This is a genomic window from Streptomyces wedmorensis, from assembly GCF_000716445.1.
Classification (GTDB): domain Bacteria; phylum Actinomycetota; class Actinomycetes; order Streptomycetales; family Streptomycetaceae; genus Streptomyces; species Streptomyces wedmorensis.
The window spans coordinates 1-260 of the sequence record NZ_JNWK01000212.1; the positions used below are offsets into that span (position 1 = coordinate 1).

Consider the following 260-nt stretch of genomic DNA (forward strand, 5'->3'; position numbering starts at 1 on the left):
GAGCAGCAGCAGCATGATCGGCGTGAGCAGCAGGTTCAGGGTGAGCGACGGGTAGCGGCGGGCGTGCAGGAGGTTGCGGCGCAGCATCGTGGACGAGTCCCGTACGGCGAGGGCGAGCGAGCTCATCGGGCAGCCTCCGTGGACTGGTTCGGCCGGTCGGGGCCGGTGAGGGCGAAGAAGACGTCGTCGAGGTCGGGGGTGTGGACGGTGAGCTCGTCGGCCTCGATGCCGGTCGAGTCCAGCCAGTCGAGGAGGGAGCG

At 70.0% G+C, this 260-nt stretch carries 2 pseudogenes; both read right to left on the minus strand.

The features are described from left to right. Positions 1-126: pseudogene (locus tag OO54_RS48235) on the minus strand (ABC transporter permease); the annotation flags it as partial. Then, positions 123-260: pseudogene (locus OO54_RS48240) on the minus strand (ABC transporter); the annotation flags it as partial. The pseudogenes OO54_RS48240 and OO54_RS48235, both read right to left, overlap by 4 nt.